Below are 19,718 nucleotides of genomic sequence, written 5' to 3' on the forward strand. Positions count from 1 at the left end.
TCAGCGAGCCGTCGCCCGCAGGCTGAGCGAAAGCACCAGGCGCACATCGGGGTCGGCGAGCGACGTGCCCAGCTTCTCCTCGACGCGCCGGATGCGGTAGCGCACGGTGTTGGGGTGAACGTGCAGCCAGTGCGCGGCCGCCGCCACGTCGCCGAAGGCGTCGAGATAGGCGCGCAGCGTCTCCGCCAGCGCTGGGTCGTCGTCGCGCAGCGCGCGGATGCGCGGATCGATCAGGCGCTCGTCGGCTGCGACCATCGTGACGATCTCGTCGAGGACGACGGTGGTGCGCGCCTCGTCGAGCGTCGTCACCTGGCCGAGGGTGCCGGGGTGGCGGACGGCGCTGTCGAGCACGCGGTCGACCTCGCCGCGGGCCGCCGCTACTCCGGCCAGCCCAGCACTCGGCGAGGCGATTACGGCGCGCAGTTCGATGCCCAGCTCTGCGTGCAGCGCACCGATCGTGCCGCGGATCCACGAAGGCACCGACGCCCGGCCGGTGTCCGGGAACAGGACGTACACCCGCGACCCGCCCGACGCGACCTGCGCGTCGGGGCGAAATGCACTGGCGCTCAGCGACAACGCGTTCGCCAGACGAGCCGCCTGGGGTTGCGCGCCGTCGAAGCCGATCACCGCGGGCCGACCGTCGGTGGCGATGCCGAGATTCCGCGCCAGGTCGCCGACGCCGCCGTTCGCGTTGCGCAGACCGAGGAGCTCCTGCACCAGCGCGGCATGGGTCGACGGCGCGGCGGCCAGCCGGGCCACGATGCGCCCGGCCAGCACGGCCGCACCCCGCAGCACCTCGTCGACGTCCTCGGCGAGCGGCCGCGAGCCCTCCTGGAGCCAGATGGTGCCCGCGAACCTCGGCGCGCGGTCGTCGGTGGTTCGACGGTGGATGCCGACCGCCCGGCGCGGCCGCAGCCCCAGCTCGGGGCGCGCCTCGACACGGACCACGTCGCCGGCGCGCACCGCGTCGAACACGCCCCACTGGCTCAGCCAGGCGAGGTGATCCGGTGGTCCAGCCCGCCCGAGGATCGACAGCCTGCGTAGTTCGTCGGCCTCGTCGTTGGACGCCGAGTACGCCAGCACGTGCGAGCCCTCGTCCTCGATGCTCACCATGCCGTGGGTGCGGTCGGCGATCGACTGCGCCAGGCCGAACAGGTCGGTTCCGCTGTCGTGCAACGGGTCTGCGCGGTCACCGTGGTGTTCGAAGACGTGGTCGACGAGCCGGTACAGCCGTTCCCAGCGGGCTCGCGGCTCGACGGCCACCACCGCCGTCCCCGCGGCGATGGCGCGGGCGGTCACGGCGTCCGACGGTTGCTTGACGAAGATCGCGGCGGGCACCCGGGGCGCGGCCTGCCGCACCAACCAGGCCAGCACCTCGTCGTCCCCGACGCCGAGCAGCAGGAACACGTCGGCCGACACCGACGCCGCGGCCACACCGAGGCGCACGTCGTCGGAGTCGATCAGCGCCGCGGAGGCCACCGGCAGGTCCAGACCGCGCGGCGCCTCCACCAGCGTCACCATCGTGGCGTCGAGCGCGAGCACCAGCTGGCCCAGGCTGACCCCGGTCTTCACCATGTTGTCCGATGCTACCGGCGAAGCGGCCAACCATTGTCCGATCGGCCAATCATCCGAAGGCGACGATGCGCGATGGTGTGAGCATGACCACATTCACCGCCATCACCGACGTCCCGATGCCGGTCAACGAGCCCGTGCGCGACTACGCCCCCGGCAGTCCCGAACGGGACCGTCTCACCGCAGCACTCGCCGACCTCGCCACCGCCCCCATCGACCTGCCCCACGTCATCGGCGGCCGCCACGTCATGAGCAATGGCGAACGCTTCGACGTGGTGCAGCCGCACCGCCACTCGAAGGTCCTCGGCACCCTGACCAACGCCGGCCACGCGGAGGCCACCGCCGCCGTCGACGCCGCCATCGCCGCGAAGGACTCGTGGGCGGCCACGCCGTTCGACGAACGCGCTGCTGTCTTCCTGCGCGCCGCCGACCTGCTGGCGGGGCCCTGGCGCGAGAAGCTCGCCGCCGCCACCATGCTCGGCCAGTCGAAGTCGGCCTACCAGGCGGAGATCGACGCCTCCTGCGAGCTGGTCGACTTCTGGCGGTTCAACGTGGGGTTCGCCCGGCAGATCCTGGCGCAGCAGCCCATCAGCGCGAGCGGCGTGTGGAACCGCACCGACTACCGACCGCTCGAGGGGTTCGTCTACGCGATCACCCCGTTCAACTTCACGGCCATCGCAGGCAACCTGCCGACCGCACCGGCCCTGATGGGCAACACCGTGGTGTGGAAACCGTCTGTCACGCAGACGTTCTCGGCCTACCAGACCATGCAGCTGCTCGAGGCCGCGGGCCTGCCGCCTGGTGTGATCAACCTCGTCGCAGGTGACGGGTACGCGGTGTCCGACGTCGTGCTCACCGACCCTCGGCTGGCGGGCATTCACTTCACCGGCTCGACCGCGACGTTCCAGCACCTGTGGCGCGAGGTGGGGACCCACGTCGACCGCTACCGCACCTACCCCCGCCTGGTCGGGGAGACCGGCGGCAAGGACTTCGTCGTGGCCCACGCGAGCGCGCAGCCCGACGTCCTGCGCACCGCCCTCATCCGCGGCGCGTTCGACTACCAGGGGCAGAAGTGCTCGGCCGCGTCCCGGGCGTTCGTGCCACGGTCGGTGTGGGCACGCATGGGTGACGACTTCCTCGGCGCCACCGAACAACTCAGCTACGGCGACGTCACCGATCTCTCCCACTACGGCGGTGCGCTGATCGACCGGCGGGCCTACGACAAGAACGTCGAAGCCATCGAGCGCGCGAAGACCGCGCACGTCACCATCGCCGCGGGCGGCGGTTACGACGACTCGGAGGGCTTCTTCGTCCGGCCGACCGTCCTGCTGTCCGACGACCCGACCGACGACGCGTTCAGCCGCGAGTACTTCGGGCCGATCCTGGCCGTGCACGTGTACGACGACGACGCATGGGACGACGTGCTCGACCTCGTCGACGGCGGGTCGACGTACGGGCTCACGGGTGCGGTCATCGCCGACGACCGCGCTGCGGTGCTCGACGCGCAGAGCCGATTGCGTTATGCGGCAGGCAACTTCTACGTCAACGACAAGCCCACCGGTGCCGTCGTCGGGCAGCAGCCGTTCGGCGGATCGCGGTCGTCGGGAACCAACGACAAGGCCGGGTCGCCGCAGAACCTGCTGCGCTGGACGTCGGCGCGGTCGATCAAGGAGACGTTCGTCCCGGCCACCGACCACGTCTACCCCCACATGGCGGTGAAGTGATGTCGGGCGTATTCGGCAAGGTGGCCAGGCCCGCGATTCTGGCGGCCAGTCGTTCAACGGGGCTGCGTCGAGTGGCCGAGCGCCTGCCGGTCACGCGCGACGTCGTGCACCGCTTCGTCCCCGGGGAGTCGACGGGGGACGTGCTCGAATCGGTTGCGACGCTGCGTGCTTCACGACGTCTGGTCAGCGTCGACTACCTGGGCGAGGACGTCACCGATGCCGAGGCGGCCGACGCCACCGTGCGGGCCTACCTCGAGCTGCTCGACGCGTTCGGCAAGCGGGACGAGGCGGGGACCGGTCCGCGGCCGCTGGAGGTGTCGCTGAAGCTGTCGGCCCTGGGTCAGGCGCTGCCGCGCGACGGCGAGAAGATCGCCTACGAGAACGCCCACGTCGTCTGCGCCAAGGCCCGCGAGGTCGGGGCGTGGGTCACCGTCGACGCCGAGGACCACACCACCACCGACTCGACCCTGTCGATCGTCCGCGACCTCCGTACGGACTTCGAGTGGCTCGGCACCGTCCTGCAGGCCTACCTCAAGCGCACCGAGGCCGACTGCCGCGAGTTCGCCGCCTCGGGTGCGCGAATCCGGCTGTGCAAGGGCGCATACGACGAACCGGCGACGGTCGCGTTCCGGGACCGCGCCGAGGTCACCGACTCCTACCTGCGGTGCCTGCGCGTTCTGATGGCCGGCAACGGCTACCCGATGATCGCGTCGCACGACCCGGAGATCGTCGCGGCGGTACCGGCGATGACCACTGAGTTCGGCCGCGGCGTCGACGACTTCGAGTACCAGATGCTCTATGGCATCCGGGATTCCGAACAGCGCAGGCTAGCCGAGGAAGGCAACCACGTCCGGGTGTACGTGCCGTTCGGCAGCGAGTGGTACGGCTACCTGGTGCGCCGCCTGGCCGAGCGGCCCGCCAACCTGACGTTCTTCCTACGGGCACTGGTCGACTGACGCGGCTGTCAGACCACCGAGGTCAACTCAGCATCGGGAACGAGTGGTGTTCGTGCGCGATCAGCCACTCGCCATCCACCCGTCGCAACCCCATGGTCACCCGTAACCGGTTGTCGGGATTCCTCTCGAAGTCCTCGGGAGTACCGCACCGCAGCAGGCCGTAGGCGAAGGCGACGTCGGAGCCCGCCGTCACCGTGAGTTCGACCAACTCGAACGTGCCGTTCCCGGTGGCCTGCCACTCGAAGAACGGTCCCCAGCAGTCGCGGTAGTCGGCGATGCCCCGGATGCCGCCATACGGCGGCGGCACGTCGAACATCACGACGTCCTCGGTGTGGTGCGCGACGACACCGTCGAGGTCGCGCCGGGCGACGGCGTCGACCCAGCCGGTGACCACGGCGCGAACTTCGGCCTCGGCGCTCATGTCTGCTCCTCTCGTCTCCCATGCAGACCACCGCGGCCGCCCGAAGTCATCGCTAGGAGCACTGCGCGTACACGTGTCCCGCGGCGCCCGCAGGCACCAGATCGCGGTCCCGCAGGATGGTCAGCGGGGCGCGGTCCGGCGCATCGCACACGGCGTCGAACGACTCGGGCAGGTTGTCGGCGTACTCGATCTGCAGGACGTGCGGGCCGTAGGCGTCGGCATAGGCGGCGCATTCGTCGTACGCCGCGCACTCCTCGACGACGGCGAAGTCGAAGCCGAGTTCCCGGCGCCCGGCGCCTGCCCACTCGGCGGCGTTCTTCTGGCCGATCGCCAGGCCGTTCCGATGGGCCAGCGCGACGTACGCGCGAGCGAGGTCGAACGCGCCGGACCGGTCGACCCCACCGAACCGGGTGAACGTGTCCAGGTTGTCGATCTCGACCGCGTCGAAACCCGAAGCGGCGCAACCCTCCACCACCGGGCCCAGCACGTCGAGGATCGCCGCACGCTGCTGCGGTGTCGACGGGTCCAGGACGTACTCGTCGGGCCAGTCGGGGTCGACGACCGGTGACCCGGAGGCGTCCCGCAGCACCGCGTCGCCATGTCGCGCCAGCCACTCGTCACCGTCGCCGGGCTGGGTCTGAAACCCGTTGACGTAGCAGATGCCGTAGGCATCCGGCTGGGGGCGCTGCGAGGCGTCGCGCGCGACCACCGCCAAGCCCGGCACGTCGGACGCGCCACCGAGCTGGTAGTCGAACGCCCCGGTCTCCGGCGGCAGCCGCACGGCATCGGCCGTCGCGCTGGCGCAGCCCGCCAGCACCGCGATCGCGGCCACAGCGGGCCAGAGCCGGTTCACGCCCGGTCTCGCTCCGCGAGCCGCAGCAGCGTCCACGCGGCGAGGGTTTGAGCGTCGGTGATCTCCCCGGACAGCATCATCGCCTCGATCTGCGCCGTCGTGAACCAGGCGCTGCGCATGTCCTGCTCCTCGTGTTCGCGTTCGTGCTCGCCTTCGGTGAGGCCCGTGGCGAGCCACACCCAGCCCCGCTGGCTGCTCATCCCCGGAGCGACGTCGAGCTGGCCGAGCACGACCATCGAGTCGGCCCGCAAGCCGGTCTCCTCCCGCAGTTCCGCGGCGGCCAGGTCCGCGGCGGCCGGTTCGTTCCCGTCGAGCGAACCCGGCGCGGTGCCCTGCGGAAACTCCCACCGGCGCAACCCGATCGGATAGCGAAACTGTTCGACCAGGCGAAATCGGTCTCCGTCCCGGGCGACGACGAGGGCGTAGGTCGGCTTGTCGACCACGCCGTAGATGCCGGGGGAGCCGTCGGGGCGGCGGACGTCGTCCTCGCGCACGACCATCCAGGGATTGCGGTAGACCTCGCGCGTGGCGAGGCACTCGATGGGATCCACCCGATCAGTATCTCGTCCGGCATCGGATCCGGCGTAGCCTGCACACGTGCTGCTCACTTCGCTGAACCCCGCGGCCGTCGCCGGAGGGGCCGACGTCGACGACGCCGTGCGCATCGGAGGCGCCACGCTGAGCCGCAGCGACCTCGTCGGCGGCGCCACCTCGGTGGCCGAGCGCGTCGCCAGCCAGGTCGGTGCCGCACAGCGCGTCGCCATCCTCGCCACGCCCACCGCGACCACGGTGCTGGCCGTCACGGGATGCCTGATCGCCGGCGTCCCCTTCGTGCCAGTGCCCGCCGACGTCGGGGCCGCCGAGCGCCGCCACATCCTCGCCGACTCCGGCGCCCAGGCATGGCTCGGCGAGCTGCCCGCGGAGTCGGAGGGATTGCCGCACATCCCGGTCCGGTTGCACGCCCGGTCGTGGCACCGGTACGCCGAACCGCCACCGGAGGCGCCCGCAATGGTGATGTACACCTCGGGCACGACGGGTCTGCCCAAGGGCGTGGTGATCAGCAGACGGGCCATCGCCGCGGACGTCGACGCGCTGGCCGAGGCCTGGCAGTGGACGCCCGACGACACCCTGGTGCACGGCCTGCCGCTGTTCCACGTCCACGGCCTCGTCCTCGGCCTGCTCGGCTCGTTGCGCGTCGGCAACCGCTTCGTGCACACCGGGAAGCCGACGCCCGCCGCGTACGCCGAGGCCAACGGCACGTTGTACTTCGGGGTTCCGACGGTGTGGTCGCGGATCGTCGGCGACCCCGATGCCGCCCGCGCCCTGTCGTCGGCGCGGCTGCTGGTCTCGGGTAGCGCCGCACTCCCCGTGCCGGTGTACGACGGCCTGGTCGCCCTCACCGGTCACGCGCCGGTCGAGCGGTACGGCGCCACCGAAGCCCTCATCACGTTGAGCACGCGCGCCGACGGCGAGCGCCGCCCGGGCTGGGTCGGTACCCCGCTGGCCGGCGTGTCCACCCGGCTGGTCGACGACGACGGTGCCGAGGTGCCACACGACGGGGAGAGCATCGGGCGACTCGAACTCACCGGCCCGACACTGTTCGACGGCTACCTGAACCGTCCCGACGCGACCGCCGAGGTGCTCACCCCGGACGGCTGGTACCGCACCGGTGACGTCGCCGTGATCGACGCCGGTGGCATGCACCGCATCGTCGGCAGGGAATCGGTCGACCTGATCAAGTCCGGCGGGTACCGCATCGGTGCCGGCGAGATCGAGACGGTACTGCTCGGCCATCCCGACGTGACCGAGGCGGCCGTGGTGGGGCTGCCCGACGACGACCTCGGTCAGCGGATCGTGGCGTTCGTGGTCGGTGCCGCCGAGCCGCAGGCGCTCATCGACTTCGTCGCGGCAGAACTGTCGGTGCACAAGCGGCCGCGCGAGGTGCGCATCGTCGATCGTCTGCCGCGCAACGCGATGGGCAAGGTGCTCAAGAAGGAGTTGTCGTGACGCTTCGATTCAGCGACGTGTGCATCGACGCCCGCGACGTGCGAGCGCTCGCGTCGTGGTGGGCGGCGGTGCTGGGCTGGCCCGCCGAGGACACCGATGACGGGGACGTCGTGCTCCGGTCCCCGGAGGGCGCGCCGGACTGGCTGTTCCTCGAGGTGCCCGAGGACAAGACGGGCAAGAACCGCATCCACTTCGACCTCACGCCCGACGACCAGCAGGCGGAGGTGGACCGGGTACTCGGACTCGGCGCCCGTCACGTGGACGTCGGCCAGGGCGACGAGTCATGGGTCGTCCTGGCCGATCCCGAGGGCAACGAGTTCTGCATCCTCTCTGCGCAGGACTAGAGGTCCGAGCGACGTCCGCCCTCGACGAACAGGCAGGTGGGCCAGAGGTCGCCCGGCCCGCTCTGGCCGAGAAGCCAACTGCTGCCGCAGCTTCCGTAGGCGCTGTCGGAGTCCATGGCCACCGTGGTCGCGTAGTTCGCCTCCGTTCCCGGGCCGTCCGGGGTGACGACGATCCTGGCTGTCGCGCCATCGCCGAATTCCCCGCCGTCGAGGGAGAACTCGAAGCTGTCTTCGCCGACGAAGCCTTGCTTGGGCGTGTAGGTGAACGACCCGTCCAGGTTGATGCGAACCGTGCCGTGGCTCGGCTTCACGTACAGCCGTGCCTTCCCGTACTCCGCGTACTGCGTGTTGGAGAGCAAGCCGAGTGAGGCCGACACCGTGATCGTCTTGTTCTTCCCGACGGTGTACTGCTTGTCGAGTTCGCTTGGTGTGCCGCCGTCGTCGGGCAGCGCCGTCACGGTAATGGCGACGCTTGCGTAGGCTTGCCTGCCGCTCGGATCGCTGATGACGTAGTTCAGGTAATCCGTGCCGACCCAGCCGGGCGCGGGGGTGTAGACGAGCTTGCCGTTCTCGACTCGCACGGTGCCGTAGTCGGGGCTGCCGTATGTCTCCAACGTCAGTGGGTCTCCGTCGGGATCTCGGTCGTTGGCGAGAACGTCGATGGTGACTGGTGTGTTGATCTGAGTCCTTTCGGCGTCGTCGGTTGCCACCGGCGCCTGGTTCGGCGGCAGGATCGTCACGGTGACGGTCGCGGTGCTGACGTTGCCCGCGCTGTCGGTGATGGTGTACGTGAACGAGTCGGTGCCGACGAAGTCGGCGTCGGGCGTGTATTCGATGGCGCCGCCGCGGGCTCCGCCGGTGTCTCCGTTCCGCGGTGTGCCGTAGTCCGAGACGTACACGTAGTCGCCGTCGGGATCGACGTCGTTGGCGAGTACGTCGATGAGGACCTGTTGGCCCCACGGCACCGTGATGGTGTCGTTCTGCGCAATCGGTGCCTGGTTGCCGACGACGATGGTGATGGTGACGGTGGCGTTGGCGGTGCGAGTGCCGTCCGTTATCTGATAGACGAACTGGTCGGTCCCGACGAAGCCCGTGGACGGTGTGTAGGTGAAGACGCCGTCCGCGCCGACCACGACGGAGCCGGACGCCGGCTTGGTGACGATCCCGACGACCGCGATGGTGTTCTCGGGGTTGAAGTCGTTCAGCGTCGGATCGAACTGAAGTGGTTGATCGCGATCGCCGGTGAAGACGTCGTCCGTGGCTACCAAGGGTGCTACCGCGGTCACCTGGACGGTGATGGTGCCGGTGGCTTGGGTCTGTGGTCCGTCGGCGATGGTGTACGTGAACTCGTCGATCCCGACGTATCCCTCGTCGGGGGTGTAGACGAAGGCGCCGTCCGCGGTGAACGTGACCGTCCCGTGCTGCGGGGGGCCGACTGACACGACGCCGATGTCGTCGCCGTCGAGGTCGCCGTCGTTCGCCAGCAGTCCGCGGTCGGGCGTCACCGTCAGTGTCGAGTCTTGCGGAACGACGTAGTCGTCGTCGATCGCGTATGGGGCTTGGTTGACGACGTTCACCGTCACGGTGCCGACGGCCGTCTGGCCGTCGGCGGCGGTGATGGAGTAGGTAAACGTCACGCTGCCAACGAAGTTCGTCGCAGGTGTGTAGACGAACGTGCGGCCGTTGAGCAATTCGACGGTGCCCGAACTGGGAGCGGCGACCAGGGTCGCGGACAGTGTGTCGGTGACGGCGCCCGAATCGTTGGCGAGCACGTCTATCGCGATTGGCACGTTGGGTCGAGTTTGCCTCACGTCGTCGATCGCGACGGGGGGTGCCTTGGTGACCGTGATCGTGACGGTGGCCGTCGCGCTCTGCTGGCGATGATCGACGATGGTGTAGTCGAAGGAGTCCGTTCCCGAAAAACCGGCTGCCGGTGTGTACGAGAAGACGCCCGAGGAGTTCATGGTCAGCGTGCCGTGCGCTGGCTGTGTGTGGTCGACGACGGTAATCCCCTCGTCTTCCGGGTCGCCGTCGTTGGCGGTGACGTACTCCTGCAAGGTCCCGTTCGATGGCACGACGTAGGCATCGTCGAGGGCAACCGGCGGCAGATTGGGCGCGAGCACGGCGATGCTCACCGAGGTCTCATAGGTGGTCCCGCTCTGGTCGCGAACGGTGTAGGAGAACTCGTCGGAACCGACGTATCCACTGGTCGGCGCATAGGTGAAGTCGCCGTTGTCGTCGAGTCGGACCGTACCGTGCGTGGGTTCGGTATGTGACACGATGACGAGCGAATCGCCGTCCACCACAGTGTCATTCGCGAGAATGTTGCCCGTGACCGGGGTGTCGACGAGTGTCGAGTAGAGGTCGTTCCATGCTCCGTTGACCACCCCGGGCGACGCCGCGCTGGTTGCCTCGTCGGCTTCCCTGCGGGTCCACGCCAGCACTGCCCACAGCAACGGCGACGCGGCGGGTGTCGCCGGACCCGGTAGCACGAAGGGGGCGATCGCCGCCGCGAGCAGCGTCGCCACCGCTGGGGGCTTATCGGCAACGGGGGGAGTGGGCTGGGTCGCCGCGACCGGCTCGGGCGTGCTGATGGTTGCCGAAACCGGCTGTGCGACATGGGTATCGTCAGCTGGCTCCGCAATGGCGGGTACCGGGTCGTGATCGACGACGGGTGCGGCCTCGTGCGCCGTGGCCTGGTGGGGCGTCGTCGGTGTCGGTGCGGAGTGGTTCGAATCGCTCTTCGGACGCTCGTCGGGGTCTGGCTCCGAGTGCTCGGTGGCGTCGGTGGCCGGCTCGGTCTCAAGGACTTCGTCGCCCTCGGTGTCGGATTCCGGCTCGGCACCGGCGGTGTGCGCGCCGCCCGAGTTGCTGAAGTTCATGTCCGGCACGTTGGGCTGCCCGGAGTCGGTGGTCGTCGACTCTGACGGAGTCGACGACGGCGCGTCACCGGCGGTGGTCGGGTCGGTGGACGTCGGGGCACCGTCACTCGACGCGTCCGACGCCGACGGCTGCGACGCCGACTCCGATGAGTCGGATGTCCCGTCGTCGGCGCGTGCGAGACCCGCGCCACTCGTCGTCGCAACGGCCGCACCGATGCCAAGCGCGACCGCGAGCGCGCCGATTCGGCCCACGTACCGCGCGTACGTGCCGGCCATCGGGTCCGGCGTGGTAGCTGGGTAGGCGACCGTCAGACGGTCGGCGCGATGGCGGCCGCCGGAGGCCCGGTGGCGGGCCTTCGTCGAGACCGCTCGATTCTTGGCTGCAGCGTGCACGACGGTTCCGCCTCTCGGGCGGGTCTGAGCAGGTGGCCCGCGTGAGGCAGAACTTACGGCAAGGACAATTGGTGTGCTCGGCAAACGCAGAAAGTTTCCTTCGACAACATATTTGCGTTGGCTGCCGTGTCATCGGCGGCAAGGCCGAGTCGACCTCATGCTGTCTCAACAGGTAAATGAGGCCAATGGTACGAATATTGAAGCAACCGCCCAGCTTGTCGCACTGAGACATTGTGCAGGCATGGCAAACCGTTTGCCAGGCTAGGCAAACGCACGGTATGTGGCACGTCGGAGCCTGGTGGGATGGAACGTAAAGCCGTTGCGGGCGATTGCGTCGTCGACCGTGACGCTGGAGTCACCCCGGCACGCCACTGCGACTCCAGCGTCACGTTCGACGCGATAGGAGGGGCCCCGCGCGGACTCAGTTGGCGTGCAGGGCCTCGTTGAGCGTGATGCCGGTGCCATCGCGCTTGACGACCTCGACCGCCCCGGACAACGAGTTGCGCCGGAACAGCAGGTTGTTGGCGCCGGACAGCTCGTTGGCCTTGACCGTCTCGCCGTCGGCGGTCGTCACCTTGGTGCCGCCGGTCACGTACAGGCCGGCCTCCACGACGCAGTCGTCGCCGAGCGAGATGCCGAGGCCGGAGTTCGCGCCCAGCAGGCAACGCTGGCCGACCTTGATGACTTCCTTGCCGCCGCCCGACAGCGTGCCCATGATCGACGCGCCGCCGCCGACGTCGGAGCCGTTGCCGACTACGACGCCCGCGGAGATGCGACCCTCCACCATCGACGTGCCCAGCGTTCCTGCGTTGTAGTTCACGAAGCCCTCGTGCATGACGGTCGTGCCCTCGGCGAGGTGTGCGCCGAGCCGGACGCGATCGGCGTCGGCGATCCGAACGCCCTTGGGCAACACGTAATCGACCATGCGCGGGAACTTGTCGACCCCGTACACCGCGACGGTGCCGCGCTTGCGCAGCCGGGCGCGGGTCAGCTCGAACCCGTCCACCGAGCAGGGGCCCTGGCTGGTCCACACGACGTTGGCGAGCAGGCCGAAGATGCCGTCGAGGTTGGCGCCGTGCGGCGCGACGAGCCGGTGCGAGAGCAGGTGCAGCCGCAGGTACGCGTCGTAGGCGTCGACCGGCTTGTCGTCGAGCGACGCGATCGCGGTGCGCACGAGCACGACGTCGACGTCACGATCCTCGTCGCGACCGGCCAGCGCGGCCAGGTCCTCGGGCACCTCGGCCACGGACAGGCCCGACGTGCCCGTCACCTCGTCGTCGGACAGTTCCGGGGCGGGGAACCACGTGTCGAGAACCGTTCCGTCGGCCGCGATGGTCGCCACGCCGACGCCTGATGCGCTAGTCACGCTGTCAGAGGCTACTGGAGTGAGACACTCCCCGGTCGCTTCGCTCCTGCCCGCGGGAAACATTCCCCAGTCGCTTCGCTTCTGCCCGCCGGACTACCTTTGGATCCCGTGGCCCTGGAACTCCGTGCCGATCCCATCGCACTGACCGCCGCGCTGGTGGACATCCCCAGCGAGTCGCGGCACGAGCAGCGCATCGCCGACGAGATCGAGGCTGCGCTGCGCGACCAGGCACCGGGCTACGAAGTGATCCGCAACGGCGACGCCGTGCTCGCCCGCACCAACCTCGGCCGGCCCTCGCGGGTGCTGCTGGCGGGACACACCGACACCGTCCCTGCCGCCGACAACGTGCCGAGCCGCCTCGACGGCGATCTGCTGTACGGGTGCGGCACGTCGGACATGAAGTCGGGCGACGCCGTCTTCCTGCACCTCGCCGCGACCATCGCCGAGCCCGCTCATGACATCACGCTGGTCATGTACGACTGCGAGGAGATCGAGTCCTCGGCCAACGGGCTGGGCCGCATCGAGCGCGAGCTGCCCGACTGGTTGCAGGCCGACGTGGCGATCCTCGGCGAGCCGTCTGGCGGCTTCATCGAGGCAGGCTGCCAGGGGACGATCCGCGTCGTCGTCCGCGCGTCGGGTACTCGGGCGCATTCCGCGCGATCGTGGTTGGGCGACAACGCGATTCACAAACTCGGCGACGTCATGGTTAGGCTGTCGTCGTATGAGGCCCGCAACGTCGACATCGACGGCTGCACCTACCGCGAGGGACTGTCCGCCGTGCGCGTCGATGGTGGCATCGCAGGCAACGTCATCCCCGATGCAGCGTCGTTGACCGTCAACTTCCGCTTCGCTCCCGACCGCACCGTCGACGACGCGGTCGGTCACGTGCGCGACGTATTCGCCGGACTCGACGTCGAACTCGAACTCACCGACTCGGCCGCGGGTGCGCTCCCCGGGCTGACCAAACCGGCCGCCGCAGCCCTGGTGGCGGCCGCCGGTGGCCAGGTGCGCGCCAAGTACGGATGGACCGACGTGGCGCGCTTTGCCGCACTCGGGATCCCGGCCGTCAACTACGGGCCCGGTGACCCCAACCTCGCGCACCGCTCTGACGAGAACGTCGACACCGCGCAGATCACCGCGGCCACCGACATGCTGAGGAAATATTTGCTTGCGTGACATCGCTACCCTGTATGGGTAAGCGCCGTCGAGTCAGAGGTGGGCCGCAATCGTGCTGGGAGACGACATCTCCGGGTGATCCCGGAGTACGTCATGCGTCGCTGATCCCTGCCCTGTCCAAGGGCCGCACGAAAGACCCCCGACTTGTCTCCCATCGTCGTATCCAACCTGTCCTTTTCCTGGCCCGACGACACCGTGGTGTTCTCCGGCCTGTCGTTCACCGTGCCCGAGGGCCGCACCGGGCTCGTCGCGCCCAACGGCGCAGGCAAGAGCACGCTGCTACGCCTCATCGCCGGCGAGCACCGCCCTCTCGGCGGCACCATCACCGTCGATGGCACGCTCGGCTATCTGCCGCAGACCCTGCCGTTCGAGGGTCGTCTCACCGTCGCGGAGGTGCTCGGCGTGCAGGCCGCCATCGACGCGCTCGACGCGCTGGCCGCCGGAGACTCCTCGGAGTCGGTGTTCACCGCGATCGGCGACGACTGGGACGTCGAGGAGCGCTCACGCGCGCAGCTCGCCCGTCTCGGACTCGGGCACGTCGCGCTGGACCGCGGACTGTCGACGCTCAGTGGCGGCGAGGTCATCTCGGTGGGGCTGGCCGCCCGGCTGTTGGCGCGCCCCGACGTGCTGCTGCTCGACGAGCCGACCAACAACCTCGATCACGCGGCGCGGCAGCGACTGTACGACGCGCTCGACGCATTCGGTGGCACCCTGCTCATCGTGAGCCATGACCGGGTGCTGCTCGACCGGATGGACCGCATCGCCGAACTCCGCGATAACGAAATCCATTTCCATGGAGGGAACTTCACCGCCTACGCCGAGGCGATCGAAGCCGCCCAGTCCTCGGCAGAGGCGGACGTGCGCAATGCCGAACAGCTACTCAAACGCGAGAAGCGGCAGATGCAACAGGCCCGCGAACGCGCAGCGCGCCGTTCGGGCACCGCGGCGCGCAACCTCAAGGACGCAGGCCTGCCGAAGATCGTTGCGGGCAAGCTCAAGCGGGACGCACAGGAGTCAGCAGCCCGCGCGGACGACGTGCACGCCAAGCGCGTCGACGACGCCCGGCAGCGCCTCGACGACGCCGAGCGGGCGATCCGCGACGACGATGCCCTCGCTCTGGACCTCCCGGAGACCGAAGTCCCAGCGGGCCGAACCTTGCTCACCGTGCGCGGGGTTGACGTCGCCAGGTCCGGGCGAAAGGTGTTCGGCGACAATGGTGTCGACCTCGACGTGCGTGGGCCGGAGCGCATCGCGCTGACCGGACCGAACGGTGCGGGCAAGTCGACGCTAATGCGCGTCATCAACGGCGATCTCGAACCCGAGCGGGGTGCGGTGCACCGGGCCGACGGTCGAGTCGCCTACCTATCGCAGCGACTGGACGTGTTGCAGCCGGAACAGACCGTCGCCGAGAGTCTGGCCGCGTTCGCGCCCACGTTGGGGCACACCCGGCGCATGCACCTGCTGGCGCAGTTCTTGTTCCGGGGCGGACGCATCCACCGGCCGGTGTCGGCGCTCTCGGGCGGTGAGCGGCTGAGGGCCACGCTGCTTTGCGTGCTGTACGCCGAACCCGCTCCGCAACTGCTGCTGCTGGACGAGCCGACGAACAACCTGGACCTCGTCAGCGTCGCGCAGCTCGAGTCGGCGCTGAACGCCTACCGCGGCGCGATGATCGTCGTCAGCCACGACGAACGCTTCCTCGACGCAATCGGCATCGACCGCCGCCTGGAACTGGCCGACGGACGGCTCACGCCGCGACGGTGACTACTGCGGCCGGGTCTGAGCCGGTTCCGCCTTCTGGTCGGGGACGGCACCGACGGGCGGGCGGCCCGGGCCTGCCCCCTCGCCGATCGTCTTGGCATCCGGAACCGCGCCGGTGGGCGGCTTTCCCGCTGCGGCGCCCTCCTTTTCGCGGTCCTCGCGCCGTTCGTCGCGGTCGTCGTCCGTGTCCTTCTCGGGCACGATGCCGGTCGGCGGCTTGTCGCCAGACCGTCCGGCACCGCCGGCCGCGGCGCCACCCACACCGCCGGCCACGCCGCCAGCGGCGCCGGTGGCCGATTGCACGATGCCCTGCACGCCCTGCATCACCTGCTGAGGGAGTTGGGAAAGGCCTTGGGCGAGACCCGTGACGGCCTGTCCGACGGACGACGCGGCTTGGCCCACCTGCTGACCGATCTGGCTCACCATCTGACCGGCCATGTCGCCGCCGCCAGCGGGAGCCGGGACCGCAGCGGCGCCACGCGCGGCACCTCCACCTGCACCACCGGCCGCCGCACCGCCGGGAGCGCCACCTGGCGCGCCGCCACCCTGGCTTGCCATGGTCTCGGCTGCGGCCTTGAGCTTGTCGGCACTGGCCATGTCTCCCTTGACGTACAAGGCCTGCGCCTGCTTGAGCAGGTCGGCGATCGTCTCGCTGGAACTCTTGGTCGCGCCGATCGTTCCGGTGCGGCTCTGCAACACTCCGTCGAGGGCGTTGTTGACGCTGAACGCGATGTTGCCGAAGGACTGCGCGACCTCGGCGGCCTGCGGCGCGCCCGCACCCGTCAGCTGCGACAGCCCGCCGGCCACCTGAGCGTGGATCTCCGAGAGCGGCGAGAGACCGGTGTCGTCGAGGTAGAACTGGCCCGACATGTGATCCTCCCCGTGCTGTCGTGGTCGCTGGCTACTGATTCTATGGGCGTTCAGTGGGAGTGTGGGTCGCGAATTCCGCCTAGCCGGATGCTGCGGGCCATCCGGGTATCGGATCCCCGTGTGGTGGCGGTGCGTCGTGGAAGCCCGTAGCCATGGCGCGCCGGTTCGCAGCGTCGTCGGGCATGGCGGCCTCGCATTGCTGGCGGAGTTCTGGGGTGTCGATGTTCTCCCCTCGGCCGGGCCGACCCCATAAGCCCTGCGAACTTCCGGTGATAAACCACCTGCCGAAGACATCGTTCAGAGGTGCAGGCAATGGCCCGGCCTGGGGGGTGCCCTGTGGTGCGAGCGGGTTGACGACACGAGGATCCTCCTCGCTTAGTTCGACCCGCCAGAACTGGATGTCACTGTCGTCGCGAAGCATTTGACCGGTTGTCTCGTCCGCAGCAGTCGAGAAGTACTTGCTGTGGTCTGCGTCGTCACTGCGGTACACGGAGTAGGCCCCTAGGCAAATCGTGGCTCGATAGCCATTGCCAAGAGGTGCGAGGTCCAGGATGTGCGTCGGCTGGTAGCCGAATACTTGACGGTCGATGTACCTCAGCCCGTTGGCTTCGTATTGAGCGCGTGTCTTCGGTCGGATGGACCGGACTTGAAAGGGGGCGTCCTCGCTTGTCCCCGGTTCTATGTTCTCCGGCGTCGCACGCATGAAACCCGGGTAGGTGACAGAAGAGTCCCCGCCCGCGAACGCGGCGAGACGCATCGATTCGAGGTACGCCCTGACGACCACGGCGGGGCCGGTCTCGAGCGCGATGCCGGGAGCCGCAGACCAGTGGTACCGGAAGTCGTTGGCCTGCGGCGGGTAGTTCGTAAAATCCGCGGGCGGCAATGCGGGAGTCGACTCGGGTGGCGGCGCGTTGTCCTTGGTTCCACCGCATGCGACAGTCACAAACTGCGCAAGCGCCAGAAGGATGATTGCGGTTCTCACCCCGCGGTTATGAGAGAACATCACGGTAGGACCGTTCGTACTCGTTGAGTGGTTCTGTGACGGTTTCGCCCATGTTGTTGAAGTAATTCTGCACGTAGTTGCTGAACAAATCGCGCTGCGGGTCGTACAGGTCGTCGGACGGTACATCGAGTATCCCGTCCTTATCCGTGTCGAACTCCGCTCTCAAGGCGGCGATGTTCGCGGGATCGCCGATGTTGTTGTCAATGAAGGTTTGGGCTAGGACGCTGCGCATTCCAAGTGAACTCTCGATGGGAGTCTTTGTGGGCTCAACGCCTTGGGGCTGTGGGCCCAGGATGGCGTCTTGCATCAACTTCGACTGCAGTTCGAGCGCAGGCCCGGCGTACGGGATCCCACCCGCCAAACCAAATGCTGCGTCGTAATTGGTCTTCATCCGTTCGTAGGCTTCTTGGCGCGCCGTCGCGGCGTCGGACTCCGTGTCCCGAACCGACATGTAGGCACCTTCGTCCCAGATACCCTTTAATCGGCCAGCTGCCTCCATTGCAGACGAATTCGACGACTGTCCGTTGCTGTCGACCACCGAGCCGGCGAACTCGTTGATGTAGGCCCCCTGCACGGACGCGGCCCGCGCATCCAAAACCGCTGCGGCTGCGGAGTCCGTGCCCAATACGCCCAAGACCTGGGCAGCATGGGGGTAGGCAAGGTTGGCTTCGCCGTCCTTGGCCGTCCATCCTGTGCTGGTGTCGAGCGGCCTACCCGCCATCTCGTCGACATACGGACTCATGGCATTGGCGAGGCTCTGCGTTAGCTCCGGATTCATCTGTCCGAGAGACATGTTCGGCTGTGACCCGGTGGTGTTATTCATGAAAGTGTCCTTGTTGGCGGGGTCGCCGAGGTAATCCGCAATCGCGCTTGCGGTTTGGCCGGCGCGCTCGTTCACGGCTGCATCCGTCGAATAGGCGTCGCGCGAGATCCAATCCGTCAGCGTGCTTGCAGAATCACCGTTGTCCTGCCACTCATGGGTCATCACGTCCTGCAGGAAGCCCTTGTCGGACGTAAGCATGTCGTGGTTGACCACGGTGTCACGTCCCGCAGTGTCGAAGACCCGCTCGACGACCTCGTCACCCCAGTGCTCCTGCTTCGTGCCGTCTGGCGACTCCTGCGCGGCGAGCCATTCCTTCGCGTTCGACATCATTTCGCGGTCTAGCGCCGTGCCCTGCTGGAAGCGTTGGTCGCCGTCGCCGACGATGTCTGCAAGGTTCTTCATGTTGTCGGCCGCGCGCTGACGTTCTGCTCCCTCGTAGTCCGTCTGCGTGCCCGGGTACCCGGCGGAAGGATTCGGTGGCCCGTTGAAGTCACCTCGTTCATTGAGAACTTGCTGCACCCCATCAGGCAGCGCCCCGGTGTCGCCCGGCAGCACCCCGTCGTTCGGAAGAGGGCCACCGGGAGTCGACGGCACGACCTGGGTGCCGCCCTTGTCGTGCCTTGGGTACTCGACATTCGGATTGCTCATCACCTGCATCGCATTGGTGAGCACGCCCCGTTCATCACCGAGCCGGTCGCGCGCCGCATTCACATCGGCCATAGACATGTCTGACATCTGCGCCTGCATCTGTCCGACGAGTTCCGCCTGCACGGGATCGAGGGGGTGATCCTTGGCGTTGGGACCCAGTTGCTGATCATCGATGCCCTGCAGGATTTCATCGACCTTGGCCGCTGCCTGTTGGTCTCCTTCGAGTGTCTTGCGTGCTAGCTCCTCCATGTCCTCCGGCTGGAGTTCCTCGCTGCCTTCACCGTCAACCTTCTGGGGGTCTCCCTCGCCGTCCTTCTCGCCCGGCTCCTGGCCCTCCTTGAGCGCTTGCCATCCCTTGTTGATGTCGCCGATCTCGCCACCGATGCGCGCGAGATCTGCATTCGACTTGGCCACTATTTCCGTCACCTGTCCGAGCCCGTTCTTCACGATGGGCACCAGCATCTGTTCGCGCGTCTTGCCCTGCGGGACGGTCGCCGCGGCGTCGTACACCCATTGCCGGACGGTGTCGAGGTTCTGCCGACCGGTCTGGACGATCTGTGCCGATTCGGTGATCTTGGCGTTCAGTCGCTGGTCGAGCACGGCCATCTCGCCGAACCGTTGCCCGTGCTTGGTGTTCTTGGCGTCGTAAGCGCTCGCGGCGCTGCCGGTCCACTTGGAACCTGGGGCTGCCGACTCGACCGTCGTCTGCATTGCTCGCAATTGACTGCTTTGGTCGAATCGCTCGCCCGTCTCGGGGGCACCCTCGCCGAACGTCTCACGGGCCTTCGACCACGTCGCATCAAACCCGTCGAGCACACCCACCGCACACACCCCCCGGGGCCCAGAGAACTCCTCAGCAAGCAATCCTAAGGCCGCTAATCGGCCGAGCGATGCACCAATACTCTGCGCGCTACTAGTCTCC

Annotated in this window: 15 protein-coding genes; 6 read left to right on the top strand and 9 right to left on the bottom strand. The window is 68.3% G+C overall.

Features of this window, described 5'->3' with window-relative positions; genetic code table 11:
- Positions 1 to 1,575, bottom strand: a complete 1,575-nt coding sequence (locus G6N61_RS27005) for a PucR family transcriptional regulator (protein WP_163923664.1) — start codon at positions 1,573 to 1,575, stop codon at positions 1 to 3.
- An 83-nt stretch (positions 1,576 to 1,658) separates the two neighbouring features.
- Here G6N61_RS27005 and pruA point away from each other — a divergent pair, with 83 nt between their 5' ends.
- Positions 1,659 to 3,296, top strand: coding sequence for an L-glutamate gamma-semialdehyde dehydrogenase (gene pruA / locus G6N61_RS27010; protein ID WP_163923667.1), 1,638 nt, complete (start codon positions 1,659 to 1,661; stop codon positions 3,294 to 3,296).
- Complete coding sequence (locus G6N61_RS27015) at positions 3,296 to 4,252, top strand: proline dehydrogenase family protein (protein WP_163923670.1); 957 nt, start codon at positions 3,296 to 3,298, stop codon at positions 4,250 to 4,252. The genes pruA and G6N61_RS27015 overlap by 1 nt, the downstream gene beginning before the upstream one ends.
- Before the next feature lie 22 nt (positions 4,253 to 4,274).
- Here G6N61_RS27015 and G6N61_RS27020 read toward each other — a convergent pair whose 3' ends face one another.
- The 3 genes from G6N61_RS27020 to G6N61_RS27030 are packed head-to-tail and all read right to left on the bottom strand — an operon-like array spanning position 4,275 to position 6,077.
- Entirely contained in the window at positions 4,275 to 4,673 is a 399-nt protein-coding gene (locus G6N61_RS27020; RefSeq protein WP_163923688.1) for a YybH family protein, read from the bottom strand.
- A gap of 52 nt (positions 4,674 to 4,725) precedes the next feature.
- Positions 4,726 to 5,526, bottom strand: coding sequence for an endo alpha-1,4 polygalactosaminidase (locus G6N61_RS27025; RefSeq protein ID WP_198339317.1), 801 nt, complete (start codon positions 5,524 to 5,526; stop codon positions 4,726 to 4,728).
- Complete coding sequence (locus G6N61_RS27030; RefSeq protein ID WP_163923691.1) at positions 5,523 to 6,077, bottom strand: NUDIX domain-containing protein; 555 nt, start codon at positions 6,075 to 6,077, stop codon at positions 5,523 to 5,525. Before G6N61_RS27030 ends, G6N61_RS27025 begins: the two co-directional genes overlap by 4 nt.
- 46 nt (positions 6,078 to 6,123) lie before the next feature.
- On the opposite strand from G6N61_RS27030, the gene G6N61_RS27035 reads away from it, so the two are divergent.
- A complete protein-coding gene (locus G6N61_RS27035) occupies positions 6,124 to 7,533 on the top strand; it encodes an acyl-CoA synthetase (protein ID WP_163923694.1) in 1,410 nt (469 codons plus the stop codon).
- Complete coding sequence (locus tag G6N61_RS27040; RefSeq protein ID WP_163923696.1) at positions 7,530 to 7,877, top strand: VOC family protein; 348 nt, start codon at positions 7,530 to 7,532, stop codon at positions 7,875 to 7,877. The genes G6N61_RS27035 and G6N61_RS27040 overlap by 4 nt, the downstream gene beginning before the upstream one ends.
- Here G6N61_RS27040 and G6N61_RS27045 read toward each other — a convergent pair.
- Positions 7,874 to 11,152 (bottom strand): Ig-like domain-containing protein, encoded by a 3,279-nt coding sequence (locus G6N61_RS27045; protein WP_163923699.1) that lies wholly within the window; start codon positions 11,150 to 11,152, stop codon positions 7,874 to 7,876. The genes G6N61_RS27040 and G6N61_RS27045 overlap by 4 nt on opposite strands.
- Before the next feature lie 421 nt (positions 11,153 to 11,573).
- Complete coding sequence (gene dapD / locus G6N61_RS27050; protein WP_163923702.1) at positions 11,574 to 12,518, bottom strand: 2,3,4,5-tetrahydropyridine-2,6-dicarboxylate N-succinyltransferase; 945 nt, start codon at positions 12,516 to 12,518, stop codon at positions 11,574 to 11,576.
- Between the two features lie 108 nt (positions 12,519 to 12,626).
- On the opposite strand from dapD, the gene dapE reads away from it, so the two are divergent.
- Together dapE and G6N61_RS27060 are read left to right on the top strand one after the other, a co-directional pair.
- A complete protein-coding gene (gene dapE, locus G6N61_RS27055; protein WP_163923705.1) occupies positions 12,627 to 13,694 on the top strand; it encodes a succinyl-diaminopimelate desuccinylase in 1,068 nt (355 codons plus the stop codon).
- A gap of 144 nt (positions 13,695 to 13,838) precedes the next feature.
- A complete protein-coding gene (locus G6N61_RS27060) occupies positions 13,839 to 15,455 on the top strand; it encodes an ABC-F family ATP-binding cassette domain-containing protein (protein ID WP_163923708.1) in 1,617 nt (538 codons plus the stop codon).
- On the opposite strand, the gene G6N61_RS27065 is transcribed toward G6N61_RS27060, so the two are convergent.
- The 3 genes from G6N61_RS27065 to G6N61_RS27075 form a co-directional block, all read right to left on the bottom strand.
- Positions 15,456 to 16,322 (bottom strand): type VII secretion target, encoded by an 867-nt coding sequence (locus G6N61_RS27065; protein ID WP_163923712.1) that lies wholly within the window; start codon positions 16,320 to 16,322, stop codon positions 15,456 to 15,458.
- A gap of 79 nt (positions 16,323 to 16,401) precedes the next feature.
- On the bottom strand, positions 16,402 to 17,304 hold the full coding sequence (locus tag G6N61_RS27070) for a hypothetical protein (protein ID WP_163923728.1): 903 nt from the start codon (positions 17,302 to 17,304) through the stop codon (positions 16,402 to 16,404).
- A gap of 7 nt (positions 17,305 to 17,311) precedes the next feature.
- On the bottom strand, positions 17,312 to 19,618 hold the full coding sequence (locus G6N61_RS27075; RefSeq protein ID WP_163923730.1) for a TPR repeat domain-containing protein: 2,307 nt from the start codon (positions 19,616 to 19,618) through the stop codon (positions 17,312 to 17,314).
- Positions 19,619 to 19,718: the final 100 nt, after the last annotated feature.

Source organism: Mycolicibacterium arabiense (assembly GCF_010731815.2).
Lineage (GTDB): Bacteria > Actinomycetota > Actinomycetes > Mycobacteriales > Mycobacteriaceae > Mycobacterium > Mycobacterium arabiense.